This window comes from Hymenobacter pini (assembly GCF_020421205.1).
In the GTDB taxonomy this organism is placed as follows: domain Bacteria; phylum Bacteroidota; class Bacteroidia; order Cytophagales; family Hymenobacteraceae; genus Hymenobacter; species Hymenobacter pini.
This window is the reverse complement of record NZ_JAIZZH010000003.1, coordinates 75,141-91,593: the sequence shown is the minus strand read 5'-3', so window position 1 is coordinate 91,593 and position 16,453 is coordinate 75,141. Positions and strand designations below refer to the sequence as shown.

The following is a 16,453-nucleotide window of genomic DNA, read 5'->3' as shown; positions in this document are numbered from 1 at the left end:
CGGCCCCGTTTGGCGGACTTTTTCGCCGCGCAACCTGTTTACCGGTAGTTGATGAGCAAGGCTAGGGCTTTTTTCCAGTTACTAAAATTCCGGCTGGCTCTCACCGTGGCCTTTTCCAGTGCCATCGGCTACCTGCTGGGTGCCCACGAGCTGGACTGGGGCAAGGCACTGCTGGTGATGCTGGGCGGGTTGGCCGTAACCGGTTCAGCCAACACCATCAACCAGATTTTCGAAATTGACCTGGACCGGCAGATGAAGCGCACCGCCAAGCGCCCGCTGCCGCTGGGCATCATCAGCGCCCGGGAGGCGTGGGTGTTTGTGGTAGTGCTGGGCGTACTGGGCCTGGGGCTGCTCACGTACTTCTTCAACCCCCTGGCGGCGGCCCTGTCGCTGGTTTCGCTGATTCTATACGGGTTTGTGTACACGCCGCTGAAAACCATTTCGCCCATTTGCGTGGCGGTGGGGGCCATTCCGGGCGGGTTGCCGCCGCTGATTGGCTGGGTGGCCGCTACGGGGTATCTGGGCATTGAAGGGTGGATTCTGTTCGGGATTCAGTTTATGTGGCAGTTTCCGCACTTCTGGGCCATTGCCTGGGTGCTGGACGACGACTACAAGAAGGCCGGCTTCAAAATGCTGCCTACCCCCGGCAAAAAGGACCTGCGCACGGCTTTCCAGATTATGACCTATACGCTGGTCCTGATTCCGCTGAGCCTGCTGCCGTTCTACTTCCGCATGACGGGCACCGTGTACCCGATGGTAGCGGCCGTGTGCGGTGTGTTGTTCCTGATGCAGACGTTTTACCTGATGCGCACCGTGAGCAAGAAAGCGGCGATGAGCATTATGTTCGGCTCGTTCCTGTACCTGCCCATCGTGCAGATTGCCCTGGTGCTGGATAAAATCTGACAAGTGGCCGGAAGTGATAAATGAGGCATGAGAAGTGAGACAAAAGCCCGCTTCTGCATGTTTTCAATCTGGCTCACTTCCCATGTCTCATTTCTCACTTCTCAACACGATATGCATCCTTCTGAAGCCCTGAATACCAAACAGCCGTCGACGGGTATGCACCCCGCCCGGTTCCTGCTGATGTTGATGATGGTCAGCATCTTCATGATTTTTGCGGCCTACACCAGCGCCTACATCGTGCGCCGCAACGAGGGCAACTGGCTGGAATTTGACTTGCCGGCTGGTTTCCTCATCACCACCATCATCATTGCCCTCAGCTCCGGCACCATGCAGTGGGCGTGGCTGGCGGCCCGTAAAAATGAGCTAGGTCAGGTGCGTACGGCGCTGCTGGCTACGCTGGGCCTGGGCGTGGTATTTCTGGTAGGTCAGTGGCTGATGTGGAACCAGTTGGTAGACCAGCGCATCTTTTTTGCGGGCGTAGATGCCAACCCTTCCGGCTCATTTCTGTATGTATTAACCGGTGTACACGGTTTTCACCTGATTACCGGCCTCATCTTTTTGCTGATAGTTCTGCGTAAAAGCTTTCAGTATCAGGTGCATTCCAAGCAAATGCTTTCCATCGGTAACGTCACCATCTACTGGCACTTCCTCGGCGCGCTTTGGTTGTACCTGTATTTGTTCCTACTTTTGAACCACTAGAATTTCGTCAACCCCGCACGCTATGTCCACCATTTCCACGACGCAGGCCATTTCTGATTCCGCCCTGGATAAGCCGCGTACCGGCACCTGGGACGGCGGGAACGAGCCCTTCAACGCGAGCTACGGCAAGCTGATGATGTGGTTCTTCCTGTTGTCGGACGCCTTTACGTTCGCCGCGTTCCTGACCACCTACGGCCTGATTCGTCACCGCCACATGGCCTACGAAGGCACGCCCGAAGCCTTCAAGTTCTCCACCAACTACTGGCCCATCCCGGAAAAGGTGTTCAACGCCTTCCCCGGCCTGCACGGGGTTGACCTGCCGCTGGCGTTCGTGGCCTTGATGACCATGATCCTTATTTTCTCGTCGGTAACGATGGTATTGGCCGTTGAAGCCGGCCACCGCTTCGACAAGAAGGACGTGCAGAAATGGCTGCTGTGGACTATCCTGTTCGGAGCTACCTTCCTGGGCTCGCAGGCGTGGGAGTGGACTCACTTCATCGGCGGCACCGACGCCGGTACCGTTATGAACGACGGCACCGTATTCCACGGCGCTAACCTGGCCATGAACCAGTACGGTCCCGTGCTGTTCGCCGACCTGTTCTTCTTCATCACCGGTTTCCACGGCACGCACGTTTTCTCGGGCGTATGCCTGCTGGTGTGGGCATTTATTGCCACCACCAACGGCACCTTCGAGAAGCGCGGCCACTACGAGATGGTAGAGAAGATTGGTCTGTACTGGCACTTTGTAGACCTGGTGTGGGTATTTGTATTCACCTTCTTCTACCTGGTGTAATGCCGCCCCGGATGCCTGTGCCCCTGGCGGAGGCATCTTCTTTTTCTCCCAACTTCTAACTCCTTGCGATATGGCTCACCACGCGCCGCACCACTCCACCCAGCCGGGTGAAATTCCGCAGCCGAACACGGGCTGGATCTGGAAGACCTTCTGGATTATCTCGGCCATTACGGCCCTGGAATTTGCTATTGCCTTCTTGATGCCGGCTAGCACATTCCGCAACTCCATCTTCATTATCCTCACCATCTTCAAAGCCTTCTTCATCGTGGCGAACTTCATGCACTTGAAGGACGAGACGAAAGGCCTGATCTGGTCCATCATGATTCCGATGGCTCTGCTGGTGTGGCTGCTGGTAGCCCTGATTACGGAAGGCAACGCCATTCACAAGGCCATTTTCTAACCTCAGGATGCGGCCCCAACAAATTCTGGTGTTGGGCCTGATTCTGCTGGTTCCGGTACTGGCCTTTCTGTTTCTGAAAAGCTTTGGTACCAACCGTTACGCGCTGCCAACTTTCCTGCCCGACCGTGTAGACTCTACGCTGGCGGCCGGAAAGTGGCAGCGCGATACTGTTTTTCACCAGATCGGTGATTTTCGGTTAACGTCCCAATCGGGGCGGGAAGTGACGGAAAAGGAACTGCGCGGCAAGGGCCTGTACGTAGCCAGCTTCTTCTTCTCGACGTGCCCCGGTGCCTGCCCCCGTATGAACAGCCAACTGGTGCGGGTACAGGAGAAGTTTCGCAACAACCCACGGGTACGGCTAGCCTCCTTCACCGTGGACCCCGCCACCGATTCGGCGGCCACGTTGGCCCGGTATGCTGAACAATACGGGGCCATTGCTGGTAAATGGTTTTTCCTGACGGGCGACGCCGCGGCTTTACAGCGGGTGGCCACGCAGGAATTCCGGCTGCCGGTCCCTACTGGCAGTGGCCCCGGTCTGGTGCATAGCCAGACGGTGTTTCTGGTGGACCGCAACGGCCAGGTACGTGGCCGCTACGAGGGTACCGATGAGAAAGATGTAAACCGCCTCATCACCGAAATTCAAGTTCTGCTTTACACCTATGAACACCCCTGATCCCGCAGCCTCGGCCGGCTCCACCAAATTCAAAGTGCTAGCAGTGGCCTTGGGGGCCATCATTCCGGTGGCCGTAGCCATTCTGTACTTCTTTCCCGGCGTATTCGTAATTCCGGGGCTGGACGTGAAGATGCTACCGGCCGTGAATGCCGTGCTCAACTCGCTCACGGCTGTGTTTCTGGTAATCGGCTACACGTTTATCCGCCGGGGCAACGTGGCCGCGCACCGGGCCATGATGGGGCTGGCGTTTCTGCTGGGCTCGTTGTTTCTGGTGTCGTACGTGGCATACCACTCGCAGGTGCCTAGCACTAAGTTTGGCGGGGAGGGGCTGATTCGGGGCGTGTACTACTTCATCCTGCTCACGCACATTCTGCTGGCCGCTATTACGGTGGGGTTGGTGCTGTTTACGCTGTACTTTGCCCTCACTGAGCAATTTGCCAAGCACCGCCGCATTGCTCGCTGGACGTACCCCATCTGGCTGTACGTATCGGTAACCGGGGTGATTGTGTACTTCATGATTGCACCGTACTACACCTAATCAGCGGAGGTAATTTCCGAGGCTTCGTTCCGCGAACCTGCGGGGCTGGCTGAGGGTTATAGCCGTACACTTTCTGCCAGAAACGTCATGAAAAAAGTAATAAATGCCGGGTTGTTCACGCTGGTGGTGGCCCTGCTGCTGAGCGTGCTGCCGCTGAGCACCCAGGCCCAGTGCACCATGTGCAAAACCCAGGTGGAGGCCTCCCGTCAGGAAAAAGACGGCTACGATACTACGGGCCTGAACAAGGGGATTCTGTACCTGATGACCATTCCGTACGTACTCATTGGTACGGTGGGCTTCTTCTGGTACCGGCACAGCCAGCAGCAGAAGAAAAAAGCCGCCCACGCCTAATCAATGGATTCTACGGTCGTCAGCATTTTGCAGCAACGTTGCCCCCGGTGCCACCAGGGGCCACTGTTTACGCACTCGGCTCTTAACCTGGCGCATTTCACCGAAATGCCCGAAGCCTGCCCGGTGTGCGGGCAGGCTTACGAGCCGGAGCCGGGCTTCTACTGGGGAGCTATGTACATCAGCTTCGCCTTCTCCACGGCCATTATGCTGGTGGTGGGCTTTGCGGTGTACTACCTGCTGAACGACCCTGATACGTGGGTGTACATTACGGCGGTGGCCGTGGTGGCTCTGATACTGACGCCCCTGAGCCTGCGCTACTCCCGCACTCTTATGCTGTATTTATTTGGCGGGGTGCGCTATGATGCCCGCCGGGCCGCACGGCGCTGATTTGCTGGCTACTAGCTTTGCGTTAGGAAATGCCGCCTTCGGGCGGCATTTTTGTTTGGTATCAAGGTTGTAGTATCTCGGGCTCACCAGCCGTTTTCCTGTTGAAATTTCTGCGTTTACTTCCGGTTTGGCTATTGTTGCTGGCGCTATTGTGCTTTGCTGGCGCGTACGTGAGCAACCGTTACAGCCAGAATCCGGAGCTGGTATTGCAGGCCTCGGCCACGCGACTGCAGGATGCGTTGATGGAGGCCGAGTTAACCGGGGAGCGGGAGTCGACGGATTTGCTGCAACGGCTGGCCACGGGCCGCGTGAGCTTCCGCAGCCTCACCAGCCACACTACCTACCCCACGTTTATCTTCCGGGGTGAACAGCCCGTGTACTGGTCCGACCACACGGTGCGGCCCGATGTGGAGCAGGCCTTGCAGCGCTACCACGAGCGGCTGCTGGAAACCCGCTTCGGGAAGTTTCTGGTGCTGCGCCACGTGGAGGAGCCGTACGTGGTGCTCACGTACATTCCGCTGGAAATCACCTACGGCATCAGCAACCGGTACCTGCGCGATGGTAATGGCCAGGGTATCTTCCAGGGGCAGAATGTTCGGCTGGTAGTAGAGAAGTCAGGGCAAGGCACCGGTTTGCCCCGGCTGGTGTCCAATGAAGGCAACTACCTGTTTTCCATAGCCAGCCTGCAGGCCGACCCCATTACGGGCAAATACCTGCCGCTGCTGCTGCTGCTGCTGGGCGTGGTGGCCTACATAGGCGGTTGGGTAGTGCTGGCGCGCCGACAGTTTGCCCAAGGCCAGACCCTGCGCGGCGTGGCGTTGGTGCTGGTGCCGCTGGTTTTGTTCCGGCTGCTGATTCTGGTGCTGGGCCTGCCGTTTTCTTTCCTGGAAGTGCGCCTGTTCGACCCCCGGGTGTACGCGGCTTCTTGGTTGTCGCCTTCGTTAGGGGATTTACTGCTGAATGCCCTGCTGCTGGCCGTCATTGCCTGGTATGCCCTGCTGTTGTTTCGGCGCTACGGCCTGCTGCGGCTGGTACAGCGGGAGCACGCCGTGCGCCGCCGGCTGCTGCTGGGCGCGGCGGCGGTTTTATCTTTCTACGGGCTGCTGGAACTGCTATTCGACTTTTACACCAGCAGCTTCAGCAACTCCCAGATTATTCTGGACATCACCCAGGATATTCAGGTAAGCCCCTTTAAGCTGGTGCTGGGCCTGGCCATTGTGCTGCACACCGGGAGCTTCCTGATTGGCTTTTACATGCTGGCGCAGGTGTTCAGCCACATCGTTCGGGTGAGTACCCGGCGGGTAGGTATCCTGCTACTGCTATTGAGCGGGGTGGTGTTTCTGTTGATGGGGCTGCTGCTGAACCAGGTACACGCCACGCTGCTGGGTATTACGCTGCTGTTCTTTCTGGTGCTGCGGCTGACCGGGCTGAAATCGGCCGGGGCGGTGCTGCCGTATCAAGTGTACCTATTTATCTTCCTGATGCTAGGCATCAGCTCGGCGGTGGGGGCGCTGGCCCTGTACGAGCACTTCAACCGGCAGCTGCAACTCAACAAGCAAAACCTGGCCGGTAACCTCCTTACCGACAACGACCTGCAGGGCGAGTACTTGCTGGTGGAACGCGGGGAGGAAATGGCGAAAGACCCCGTGCTGCGAACTATGCTAGCCAGCCCCTTCGTGAACCTGGATTTGATTCGGCAGAAGGTGGTGAAGTTTTACCTGCGCAACTACTTTGACAAGTATGAGGTACGGGTGATGCTGTTCAACCCCGAAGGCCGGGGGGTAGCCATTGGAGGCTCTCTGGGCACCACGCGGGAGTTTCTGCTGCGCAACGCCCGGCCCACCGACCACCCCAACATCTTCCTAGTACGCGACAATGGCACGGCCTTCAGCTCGCGGCGCTACGTGGCGTTTATTTCGGTGCCCGCACCGGAGGCGGCGGATGGCTCCAGCACCATTGTGCTGGAACTGGCCCTGAAAAAGCTCACCACCAATAGCGTAGTGCCCGAGCTGCTCATCGACCAGAAATTCTTTCAGCCCCGCCTGGGTACCGAGCTTAGCTACGCCGGCTACGAGAATGGCCAGCTGGTGTACAGCGAAGGGGATTTTGACTACGTGAACCGGCTGCCGGCCAGCCTGTTTCGGGATGCCCGGCTTTACCGCACGGGCTTGGCCCTGGACGGTTTTCACCACCTGGCCGTGCGCAGTACCGATAAATCGGGGCGGATGGTGGTGGTAACCACGGCCACTTACTCCTTCTCTGACTGGCTAGCGAATTTCTCCTTCCTGTTCCTGCTCTACAGTTTCTGCTGCCTGCTGCTGATGGCGGCGGTGCTGCTGGTGCAGGGGCGCTATCGCACCCTGTTGCGCACCAACTTCAGTACCAAGATTCAGCTGTTCCTGAACTTTGGGGTGCTGGTGCCTTTGATTGTGGTGAGCGTGGCCGTGGCCAGTCAGGTAACCAGCTCCTATAAGCGGGACCTGCGCCGCACCTACCAGCGCCGGGGCCAGGCCGTGCAGGAAAACCTGCTGCAGAACCGGGCCCTGCTCGGCGAATCGGCCAACCGCGCCGACTTGGTGGAGCTGGCCGAAAACGTGGCAGCCCTCACCGAAACGGACCTGAATCTGTACGACGCGCGCGGCGAGCTGCTGGTGAGCAGTCAGCCGCTCATCTTCGAGGCCAACATCCTGAGCACCCTCATGAACCCACAGGCGGTGGCGGCGCTGGCCGAGGATGGGCAGCCCCGGGTGCTGCTCACGGAGCGGGCCGGCTCGTTGTCGTTCAACACGCTCTACCTGCCGCTGCGGACCAGTGCCGTGCGCCAGGGCCGGCCGGGGCCGGTGGTGGGCTACGTGGGCATTCCGTTCTTCGACTCCGAAAAAGACCTCGACAACAAGCTTACCGAACTGCTGAGTACTATTCTGAACGTCTTTACCTTGATGTTCATCCTGTTTCTGGTGCTGGCATTTGTGGCGTCGCGCATCCTCACCGAGCCGCTCAAGCTCATTACCGAGAAGCTCAAGCAGACCACCCTCACCGGTCAGAACGAAATGTTGGCCTACGAATCGGAGGACGAGATTGGGCTGCTGGTGCGCGAGTACAACCACATGCTGCTGAAGCTGGAGGAAAGCAAGCAGGAGCTGGCCACCCAGGAAAAAGAGGCCGCCTGGCGCGAAATGGCCCGGCAGGTGGCCCACGAAATCAAGAACCCGCTCACGCCAATGAAGCTGAGCCTGCAGTTTCTGCAGCGCGCTATCCAGGACCAGCGCCCCAACCTGGATGAGCTGATGAACAAAGTGTCGCAGACGCTCATCACCCAGATTGACGTGCTCACGGACATTGCCACCTCGTTCAGCAACTTCACCAACCTGCCCGCCATGCGCCCCGAGCGCCTCGACGTAGCCCCCATTCTGCGCCGTTGCGTGGGCCTGCACCAGGGCGGAGCCAACGGGGGCCGCATTGAGTTGCTGCTGCCCGCCGATGCCGAAACCGGCCGCTACGTGGTATTTGCCGACGAAAGTCTGCTGGTGCGCACCTTCAACAACCTGCTCATCAACGCCCTGCAGGCCGTGCCCGCCGACCGCACCGCCGAAATAACCGCTACTCTTGAAGCCGTGGGCTCCGACCGGGTGCGCATCGGGATTCAGGATAACGGCACCGGTATTCCGGAGGACGTGCAGAGTAAGGTATTCGTACCCAACTTCACCACTAAGGAGAAAGGCTCCGGCATTGGCTTGGCCGTAGCCCGCCGCGGCATCGAAAGCGCCGGCGGCCACATCTGGTTCGAAACCGAGGAAGGCCAGGGCACCCGGTTCTTCATTGAGCTGCCGCTGGCAGGCTAACTGCACCCCGTGAGGTAAACCAAAAGCGGTGCTTCCGGCGTTATAGCGGGCCCAGCGTCTTTGCATCGTAATTTTACTGGATGACCCGCAGCTCTACGCCTTCTTTCCTGCGCATTTGGGGGCTGCTGGCGTTTTTCTGGCTGCTAATTGGCGGGGCGAAGGCCCAGCAGCGACCCGATGCGCCGCCCAGTACCCGACGCTGCGCGTGGGTGCGGCTGCTGCCGGGGCGGGATACCACCGAATTCAGCCTGCGTGATACGCTGACCATTGTGCCCTCGTCGGTGAGCGTGGAGGGCCGCTCGGTGGGCTACGATGCGCGGCTGGACCGGTACCGGCTGGTGCTGCCGGGCCGGCGGATACCCAGCCCCGAGCCCGGCCGCCCCGACGTGGTGCTGCCCGGCGGGCCCGATTCGGTGCTGGTGTGCTACCGGGTGCTGCCGCTGCAGCTCTCGGCGGCGCGGTACCTGCGGCCCCGCCGGCTGATGGACAGCCTGGATTTTTTCCGGCGGCCCACGTTTGGGGCGGAGGATTTTGCCGTGAAGGAGCAGATTCTGAGCACGCCGGGCATCAACAAAACCGGGAATCTGTCGCGGGGCGTGTCGTTTGGCAACGCCCAGAACGTGTTTGTGAATTCTTCCCTGAACCTGCAGCTGGAGGGCAAGCTCACCGACCAGATCAACCTCACGGCCGCCATCAGCGACCAGAACGTGCCCTTCCAGCCCGAGGGCAACACCCAGCAGCTGCAGGAGTTCGACCGGATTTATATCACCCTAACGCACCCGCGCTGGAACCTGACGGCCGGCGACGTGGTGCTGCGCAACAAGCCCGATTACTTTTTGCGCTATTACAAGAACATTCAGGGTGGGGCGCTGGAAACCAACTTCGGGCAACTGCCGGTGGGCGGGTTCGGCGGGGGCATTGGGCCGGGCGCTACCACGCCGCAGCTGTTTCAGTACCCCAATGCGGCGGGCACCAGCACGGGCACTTTTGTAACCGCTCCGCCCACGGTGCCGGTGCCGGCCGGCTCGGGGCAGGTGCAGAACGGCACGGCCGCCGCGCCGGCCAGCGCCACGCCCAACGGGGTAGGGCCGAATGGGCTGAGCCAGACCGTCACCACGCGCACCGGGCGGCGCAATGGGCCGCTGCTGTTCACCAAAACGGGGGAGGCGTTTGCCACTACCTCGGTGGCGGCGGGCGTAGCCAAGGGCAAGTTTGCCAGCCTGGATATTGCCCCGCTGGAAAACGTGCAGGGCCCGTACCGCCTGCGCGGGCCCAACGGCGAGCAGTTCATCATCATCCTGGCTAACTCAGAAAGGGTGTACCTGGATGGGCGGCTGATGGTGCGGGGCTTCGATTTCGACTACGTTATCGACTACAACCAGGCCGAGCTGACGTTTTCGCCCCGCCACCTGATTACCCGCAACTCCCGCATCAAGGTCGATTTCGAGTACTCCGACTTCAATTACACCCGCTCCCTGCTGCAGGCCAGCCACTACCAGCAGCTGGGCCGCCTGCAGGTGCACGCCAACTTCTACCGCGAAGCCGACAACCCCGACAACTCGCCCAACCTCACCCTCGACGACTCCACCAAAGCCCGTCTGCGCCGCCTGCGTGGCAATGAAAGCCTGGCCCGCCTGCCCGGTGCCGACTCAGTGAAGTACGACCGTACGCAACTCCAATACAGCCGGGTGACGCAGCTGGACCCCGTGACGGGCCAGCGGGTGCCGGTGTTTGTATTTCCGCTGCTCGATACGCTGCAGGGTGCGTACCTGGTGCGGTTTACCAACGTGGGCGCGGGCCAGGGCAACTACCACATCAGCACCACCAACGGCACGGCCAACGGGCGGGTGTACGAGTTTGTGGGCGAGGGCCGCGGCGACTACGCCCCCCTGCGCCTGCTGCCCACGCCCCTGCAGAAGCAGCTGCTAACCGTGGGCACCAGCTACCAGGTTGATTCCACGGCTACGCTATTCGTGGATTTGGCCGCTTCTGACCTGGATTTGAACCGGTTTTCGCCCGAATCGGCGCAGGGGCGGGCCATGCGGGTGGGCTACGCCGTGCAGGACCGACCGGTGCGCCTGCCGGGCCTTTCGGGCTACAAGCTGCGCAGCGCCCTCGATTATGAGTACACCAGCCACCAGTTTGCGCCCATTGACCGGTACCGGGACATTGAGTTTGACCGCAACTGGAGCACCACCAACACGCTCATCACCAACAACCAGCGGCCCCGGGAAGAGAATATTCTGAACGCCGCCGTGGGCCTGGTGAAGGATGCCGACAACGCCATTGGGTACCGCCTGAGCCGGCGCTACCGGGCCGGGGAGGTAAACGGGGTGCAGCACTGGCTGGATGTGGCCCGGCAGCTGGGCCCGGTGCAGCTGCGGGGCAACCTGTTTCTACTGAACTCGGAGGCTGGCCGGCGCGAATCCCGGTGGGCCAGGGGCGAGGCGGCGGCCCGCTACGTGGCCGGACCGGTGGTGCCGGGCTACGTGTACCGCTTCGATAAAAACCGGGTGGCCAAGGCCGCCGGCGACTCGCTCACCTCAGCCAACTACTACGACGAGCACGCCCTGTTCGTGCAGAGCCGCGACTCGGCCCGCACCCGCTTCCGGCTGGACTACAGCTACCGCCGCGACCAGACACCCAACCCCGAGCAAACCGCTTTGCGCGAGCGGGGCCGGGCCCAGACCTGGCAGGGCACCCTGGCCTCCCGCATCAGCCCGAACCAGGACCTGAACATCCTGGCCACCTACCGGGACCTGGCCGTGCGCGACTCGGCCCGGCAGCGCACGGTGCTGGGTAAGCTCGATTACAACGCCAGCTTTCTGCAGAACGTGTTTCGCTCGGAGTTGAGCTACGCCGTGGCCACCGGCCGCGAAGCCCGCCGCGACTACACGTTTCTGAGTGTGCCCGCCGGACAGGGTACGCACTACTGGGACGACCTGAACCGGAACGGGCAGCAGGAGCGCAACGAGTTCTTCGAGGCCCAGACGCCCGATGCCCAGTACCGCACCTACATCAAGCTGTTTCTGCCCACCGATGTGTACGTACCAGCTTACTCCAACCGCTTCAGCTACCGCCTCACCACCACCGCCCCGCGCAGCTGGCGCGAGCAGCCGGGTTGGCGGGGTTTGGCCGGGCGGTTCTCCACCCTCACCACCGTCACGCTGGACCGCCGCAGCACCGATAATTCGTTGTCGTCGCGCCTGAACCCGTTTGCCTTCCAAACGGCTGACTCCTTGCTGTTGAGCCTGAACAAACTGCTGCGCAATACGCTCTACTTCAACCGCTCCAACCCCATCTTCGGAGCCGAATTCACGGTGCAGCAAACCCAGCAAAAGGTACTGCTGACCCAGGGCTCCGATACGCGCAACCTGGCTACCCAGAGCGTGTTGCTGCGCCGCACCCTGGCCCAGACGTTCACGGCCCGCTTCACCGTGGCGCGCAACATCCGCGAAAACCTGTCTACTATTCCGAATAGTAACCGCAACTTCCGGGTGCTGCAGTACGAGCTGGCCCCGGAGCTCAGCTACCAGCCCAACCAGGTGCTGCGCCTGACCACCAGCTACCTGCGCACCACCAAGCAAAACACCGCCGGCCCCGATGGCGACACCAACGGTACGTTTGATGATGTGGGGCTGGAAACCCGGGTCAGCCAGGTAGGCAAACGCACGCTGTCGGCCACCACGCGCTTTGTGCGAGTGGGCTTCCAGGGCAATCAAACCAGCCTCGTCGGCCTGGAAATTCTGAACGCCCTGCGCCCCGGCAGCAACTTTACCTGGAACCTGAACCTGGAGCAGCGCCTCAGCAACGGCCTCAACGTCACGCTGGCCTATGACGGCCGCAAAGCCAACGGCCTCAATGCCGTGCACACCGGCCGCATGCAGGTAGCGGTGCTATTCTAGATTGACGAGGCACGTCATTGCGAGGCGGAGCCGGCAATCCTTCCTTCACTGGGCACCAATCCTTGATAAACAGAGAGCCCCTGACGTCCGTGCTGGCGTCAGGGGCTTTTGAATAGGTCAGGTTCAGCGCTGCAGAAAGGACGGATTGCTTCGGCTCTGCCTCGCAATGACGTGTCTATTCGACTGCACCTATTTCGCCTCCACTAACCGGCGCAGGTGGGGCAAGACGGCCAGCTCCGTTTGGCCGGCGGGAGCTTTCAGGGCATCCAGCTGCTTGAGGGCGGCGGTTTGCCAGGCGGCCGTGGGGGCCTGGCCCTTTTCGAGCAGGGTGAGGCGCTCCAGGGCCAGGGCCGCGGCGGTTTTCAGGTTCACGGACAGCGGGGCGTACTCCTGCAGCAGCGGGTTTTGATGCAAGATGGGCTGCACCAGCGCGTCGTTATTCTGCCACTGCTGCAGCTGTTCCCGCAGGCTGGTGAGCTGCTGCCTGGTGCTGGCGTCGCGGAAGCGGGTGGCGGCGGGGGTACTCACGTTGTAGGCCAGCAGCTTATCCACCGCCGCGCCAAACTCCCGGGTCACGTCCGATTCGGCGGGGGCGGCATCCACGAGGCGGTTGAGGGGCGTTTGGGTGGTGTACTTGAAGCCCTGGAAGTGGCGCTTGTACTCTTTCACCGGCTCCAGCACCTGGGCCAGAGTACGCAGGGGCGGCAGGGCGGCGGGGCTGCCGGCAAGCTGCAGGAGCAGTTGGTTGGGGGCTTTGCGGTGCTGCAGGCCCAGGGTTTCCAGCTGGGGGCTGAGCAGGGCCAGGCGGCGGTACATATCGGCCACGTCGCGCACCTGGGCGGGGCTCCAGAGGCGCTCGGCCACGGCCGCCGTGCGGGGCCAGATGCGGGAATCCACGATAACGGAATCGGCAAACTCGGCCCACATGGTAGCCTCACCACCCAGAATCAGCTTTTGCTGCTCGGGCGTGAGGGGCGCATCCTGGGGTAGCGGGTCTGGGGCGTAGTGGGAGGCGGCCGTGAGGTTCAGGTCGACGTAGTAGCCGTTGGACAGAATGGCCTGGTGGCCGGCCTTGGCCGCGTCGTAGAGTCCCTTCTTGCCGCGCCAGCTCTGAATAACGGCGCTGGCCGGCAGGCCCGGCCCCAGAATTTCGTCCCAGCCCACCATGTGCTTCTGGTACTTCTCCACCAGCGCCAGCACCCGCCGGTTGAAGGCCGTTTGGAGGGCGTGCTTATCGGGCAGGCCCTTCTCTGTTACGTAGCCCTGCTGCTTCATGTAGGCTGCAATGCGCGGGTTACGCCGCCACTGCCGCCCGTCGTTTTCGTCGCCCCCAATGTGGAAGTACGGGTCGGGAAACAATGGCGTCACCTCGCTCAGCACCGAATCGATGAAGCTGTAGGTGGTTTCGCGGGTGGGGTCCATGGCGATGTTGAGCACGCCCCAGCGCGGGGCCACGCCGTAGGTGGAGTCGTTGGAGGCCAGGCGCGGGTAGGCGGCCAGCCAGGCCGTGGCGTGGCCGGGCATGTCCAGCTCGGGCACCACCCGAATGCCCCGCCGCCCGGCGTAGCGCACTATTTCCCGAATCTGCCGCTGGGTGTAGTACTGGCCCTGCCCGCCCACCTGGTGCAGGCGCGGAAACAGCTTGCTTTCTACCCGGAAGCCCTGGTCGTCGGAAAGGTGCCAGTGCAGCACGTTGAGCTTGGTGGCCCACATGCCGTCGAGGTTACGCTTCACTACCGATACGGGCATAAAGTGGCGGGCCGCATCAATCAGCAGCCCCCGCCACGGGAAGCGCGGCGCATCCACCACGTCCACCTCGGGCAACGAAACCGACTTTTTCTCGGCCTGAGCCAGCTCCCGCAGCGTAGCCAGTCCGCGCAAAATGCCCAGGTGAGTAGGCGCATTCAGGGCCACGCCCATGGGCGTTACGCGCAGCGTGTACGACTCGTCCTCGCCCACGGTGAGCAGGCTGCCGGGGCGGCCGTATTGCAGCACCAGCGCCGCCGTGGGGAGGGGCGAGGCCCGCCGCCGGTTAGTCCGGGGGCGGCCCGGCAGCAGCACCGGCAGCACCAGCCGCTCCACGGCCTCCACTACCGCCGAATCGGCGGCCGGCGTGGCGGCGGTTTGCGCGGGCGTGAATACCTGCCAGGTAAAGTCGGGCTTCACGGTGAACCGGCTCTGGCCCCAGTTGGCCTGGGTTGGGGCGGGCAGCAGCATCCGGGCTTCGGGCGGGGCGGGTTGGGCAAACGCCGGGGCCGCCGCGAGCAGGGCAACCAGAAACAAAACGTAACGCATGGGCAGGAAAGGCAGAGCGGGCAATACGGCGAAGGTAGCAAGCCCCGGGCCAGAAGTCGCACGGCGTAGAAACGACCCGTCATTGCGAGCGAAGCGAAGCACCCGAAGGACAGCGTAGCTAATCCTTCCTGAGCCCTCTACCAAGCCTTGATAAACGAAAAGCCCTTGCTACCAGCGTGGGTACAAGGGCTTTTGAATAGGTAGGAGTTGGGGTTTTGAGTAGGTCAGAGCTAAGAGCTTTGAAAAGGAAGGATTAGCTACGCTGTCCTTCGGGTGCTTCGCGCTGCTCGCAATGACAGTTCCATTCTTAGTAGCTCTTCGACTAAATCAGCCCGCGGGCTTTGAACTCGAGGTATTTATTGATGGTGTTGACTGTGAGGTTCTGGGGGGCGGTGAGCAGGGCGTGGATACCGTAGCGGTTCAGCTCCCGCACAATCTGGCGCTTCTCCTGGGCAAATTTCTCGGCTACCGTCTGGTTGTACACTTCCTCGGTAGTAGCGGTGGGAGCCTCCAGGAAAGTGCGCAGCTCGGTGTTTTCGAAGAATACCACCAGCAGCAAATGGTCCTTGGCCATGCGACGCAGGTACGGTAGCTGCCGCTGCATGCCGTGCAGGGTTTCGAAGTTGGTGAACAGAATCAGCAGGCTGCGCTGGCGAATGTGGCTGCGTACCGAAATGTAGAGCCGCTCATAGTCGGTTTCGAGGTACTTGGTTTTCTGGCGGTAGAGCACCTCGATAAGCTTGCGCAGGTGGCCGCTGCGGCGGTCGGCGGGCAGCATGGCCCCGGGCTGGTGCGAGAAGGTGAGCAACCCGGCCTTATCGTGCTTCAGCAGGGCAATGTTGCTGACCACCAGCGTGGCGTTGATGGCGTAATCCAGCAGGCTCAGGCCCTCAAACGGCATGCGCATCACCCGGCCTTTATCAATGAGGCAGTACACCTGCTGGGCCCGCTCGTCCTGGTAGTGGTTTACCACCAGCGTATCGGAAGCGCCCGGGGTGCCGGCCCGGCGGGCGGTGGCTTTCCAGTTGATGTTGCGCGGGTCGTCGCCGGTTACGTAAGGGCGAATCTGCTCAAATTCCATGCTCTGGCCCACCCGCCGGATGCGCTTCACGCCCACTTCGGTGAGGCGGTTATGAATGGCCAGCAGCTCGTACTGGCGCATCTGCAGAAACGACGGGTACACGGGTACCACCCGGCTGTCGTCGAACCGGAAGCGCCGCCGCACCAGCCCCAGCGGCGAGGCTACGTACACGTTCACCGCCCCAAACTCGTACTCGCCGCGCTTGGTGGGCCGCAGCTGGTAGCGGATAATGCCGGTTTCGCCGGGCTTGATGCTGGTTTTGAACAGTACGTCGCGCCGCTGAAACTGGTGGGGTACCTCGTCGATGGTTTCGGTCTGCACCGGAAAGCGGTACTGGTTTTCCAGGTAGATGGCAATGTCGTTGTCGGAGCCGTTGGCCAGCTTGTCGCCCATCACCCGCCGCCCGAACAGGCTGCCCCCGCCCGCGTACAGCAGCCCCGCATCCACCACCGTAAGGCCCAGCAGCAGCCCCAGCGCCAGCAGCATCGGCGTGAGCCAGCCCGGCAGAAAAAACGCCACTACCAGCCCCGCAATCAGAGCCGTAACGAGCAGGAAAAAGCGGGAAGTGAGGAAGAAGGATTTCATC

12 protein-coding genes are annotated in these 16,453 nt (G+C 61.5%); 10 read left to right on the top strand and 2 right to left on the bottom strand.

What is annotated here, in order from left to right:
- Positions 1–51: 51 nt before the first annotated feature.
- The 10 genes from cyoE (at position 52) to LF252_RS11640 (ending at position 12,491) form a co-directional block, all read left to right on the top strand.
- The gene (cyoE, locus tag LF252_RS11685; RefSeq protein ID WP_226269775.1) at positions 52–903 is read left to right on the top strand and encodes a heme o synthase; all 852 of its coding nucleotides are present in this window, start codon (positions 52–54) and stop codon (positions 901–903) included.
- A gap of 111 nt (positions 904–1,014) precedes the next feature.
- Positions 1,015–1,602, top strand: a complete 588-nt coding sequence (locus tag LF252_RS11680) for a cytochrome c oxidase subunit 3 (RefSeq protein ID WP_226269774.1) — start codon at positions 1,015–1,017, stop codon at positions 1,600–1,602.
- A 22-nt stretch (positions 1,603–1,624) separates the two neighbouring features.
- Complete coding sequence (locus tag LF252_RS11675) at positions 1,625–2,395, top strand: cytochrome c oxidase subunit 3 (protein WP_226269773.1); 771 nt, start codon at positions 1,625–1,627, stop codon at positions 2,393–2,395.
- A gap of 70 nt (positions 2,396–2,465) precedes the next feature.
- Positions 2,466–2,795 carry a cytochrome C oxidase subunit IV family protein gene (locus LF252_RS11670; RefSeq protein WP_226269772.1) on the top strand — a complete coding sequence of 110 codons (330 nt, stop codon included), beginning with the start codon at positions 2,466–2,468 and terminating at the stop codon, positions 2,793–2,795.
- Between the two features lie 7 nt (positions 2,796–2,802).
- Positions 2,803–3,468 (top strand): SCO family protein, encoded by a 666-nt coding sequence (locus LF252_RS11665; RefSeq protein WP_226269771.1) that lies wholly within the window; start codon positions 2,803–2,805, stop codon positions 3,466–3,468.
- Positions 3,455–4,006, top strand: a complete 552-nt coding sequence (locus LF252_RS11660; protein WP_226269770.1) for a DUF420 domain-containing protein — start codon at positions 3,455–3,457, stop codon at positions 4,004–4,006. The genes LF252_RS11665 and LF252_RS11660 overlap by 14 nt, the downstream gene beginning before the upstream one ends.
- Before the next feature lie 87 nt (positions 4,007–4,093).
- On the top strand, positions 4,094–4,357 hold the full coding sequence (locus LF252_RS11655) for a hypothetical protein (protein WP_226269769.1): 264 nt from the start codon (positions 4,094–4,096) through the stop codon (positions 4,355–4,357).
- A 3-nt stretch (positions 4,358–4,360) separates the two neighbouring features.
- Positions 4,361–4,744, top strand: coding sequence for a DUF983 domain-containing protein (locus LF252_RS11650; RefSeq protein ID WP_226269768.1), 384 nt, complete (start codon positions 4,361–4,363; stop codon positions 4,742–4,744).
- 170 nt (positions 4,745–4,914) lie between these two features.
- The gene (locus LF252_RS23035) at positions 4,915–8,586 is read left to right on the top strand and encodes a sensor histidine kinase (RefSeq protein ID WP_226269767.1); all 3,672 of its coding nucleotides are present in this window, start codon (positions 4,915–4,917) and stop codon (positions 8,584–8,586) included.
- An 80-nt stretch (positions 8,587–8,666) separates the two neighbouring features.
- Complete coding sequence (locus LF252_RS11640; RefSeq protein WP_226269766.1) at positions 8,667–12,491, top strand: hypothetical protein; 3,825 nt, start codon at positions 8,667–8,669, stop codon at positions 12,489–12,491.
- Positions 12,492–12,680: 189 nt separating this feature from the next.
- On the opposite strand, the gene LF252_RS11635 is transcribed toward LF252_RS11640, so the two are convergent.
- Both LF252_RS11635 and LF252_RS11630 read right to left on the bottom strand, forming a co-directional pair.
- Entirely contained in the window at positions 12,681–14,786 is a 2,106-nt protein-coding gene (locus tag LF252_RS11635) for a beta-N-acetylhexosaminidase (protein WP_226269765.1), read from the bottom strand.
- A 322-nt stretch (positions 14,787–15,108) separates the two neighbouring features.
- On the bottom strand, positions 15,109–16,452 hold the full coding sequence (locus tag LF252_RS11630) for a DUF58 domain-containing protein (protein ID WP_226269764.1): 1,344 nt from the start codon (positions 16,450–16,452) through the stop codon (positions 15,109–15,111).
- Position 16,453: the final 1 nt, after the last annotated feature.

Coding starts and splice junctions, on each gene's coding strand:
- cyoE (WP_226269775.1), top strand. CDS start 52: ATGAGCAAGGCTAGGGCTTTTTTCCAGTTACTAAAATTCCGGCTGGCT.
- LF252_RS11680 (WP_226269774.1), top strand. CDS start 1,015: ATGCATCCTTCTGAAGCCCTGAATACCAAACAGCCGTCGACGGGTATG.
- LF252_RS11675 (WP_226269773.1), top strand. CDS start 1,625: ATGTCCACCATTTCCACGACGCAGGCCATTTCTGATTCCGCCCTGGAT.
- LF252_RS11670 (WP_226269772.1), top strand. CDS start 2,466: ATGGCTCACCACGCGCCGCACCACTCCACCCAGCCGGGTGAAATTCCG.
- LF252_RS11665 (WP_226269771.1), top strand. CDS start 2,803: ATGCGGCCCCAACAAATTCTGGTGTTGGGCCTGATTCTGCTGGTTCCG.
- LF252_RS11660 (WP_226269770.1), top strand. CDS start 3,455: ATGAACACCCCTGATCCCGCAGCCTCGGCCGGCTCCACCAAATTCAAA.
- LF252_RS11655 (WP_226269769.1), top strand. CDS start 4,094: ATGAAAAAAGTAATAAATGCCGGGTTGTTCACGCTGGTGGTGGCCCTG.
- LF252_RS11650 (WP_226269768.1), top strand. CDS start 4,361: ATGGATTCTACGGTCGTCAGCATTTTGCAGCAACGTTGCCCCCGGTGC.
- LF252_RS11640 (WP_226269766.1), top strand. CDS start 8,667: ATGACCCGCAGCTCTACGCCTTCTTTCCTGCGCATTTGGGGGCTGCTG.
- LF252_RS11635 (WP_226269765.1), bottom strand. CDS start 14,786: ATGCGTTACGTTTTGTTTCTGGTTGCCCTGCTCGCGGCGGCCCCGGCG.
- LF252_RS11630 (WP_226269764.1), bottom strand. CDS start 16,452: ATGAAATCCTTCTTCCTCACTTCCCGCTTTTTCCTGCTCGTTACGGCT.